Raw genomic sequence first — 560 nt, forward strand, 5'->3', positions numbered from 1 at the left:
GCGCAGTCCTTCGCCGGCTTCGATGGGCGGCGAGGGGTCGAGCGCTATCAGGACGCGCAATGGTATAGTCTTTCGACCGGCACGCCCGCGCTGAAAGATGCGCTGACGGTTATCGACTGCGAACTTGAAACGGTACTCAACCACCATTCACACGCGATCCTTATCGGTCACGTTTGCGCGATTAAAACGCGTGACGATGTCGAGCCGTTGCTCTACTGGACTCATGCCTGCGGCGCGAATCAACAGGTTCAGATGGCAATCCCCCACATCATCGCGTCTCGGCGAGCGCAACAAACAGCGGCGGGCAACCGACCCTGCCTAGATCCGTTAGTCTATGTTGTCAGCCGCGCCGTGCCAGCGACCGCGCGATGTCGACAATATCATCACGGCCAGCGGTTGGATCTTCTCTGTTCCAGGCGATCCCAAGCCCGATCCGGAAGTCGATCCCGCTTACCTTCTTCAGTTCAAAGCCGCGATTGGGAAGATCAAGCGTCCATTCCGGCGCAAAGCCGATGCCAAGCCCGGCAGAGACCAGCGACACCAGCGCATAGGTGTCATCG

General features: G+C 59.3%; 2 pseudogenes. One reads left to right on the forward strand and one right to left on the reverse strand.

The window, feature by feature from the left end:
• Nucleotides 1–219: pseudogene (locus tag AC1DE4_RS31845) on the forward strand (flavin reductase family protein); the annotation flags it as partial.
• 121 nt (nucleotides 220–340) lie between these two features.
• On the opposite strand, the pseudogene AC1DE4_RS31850 reads toward AC1DE4_RS31845, so the two are convergent.
• A pseudogene (locus AC1DE4_RS31850) lies at nucleotides 341–560 on the reverse strand (LysR family transcriptional regulator); the annotation flags it as partial.

It is taken from the genome of Rhizobium sp. 10N414, from assembly GCF_056394785.1.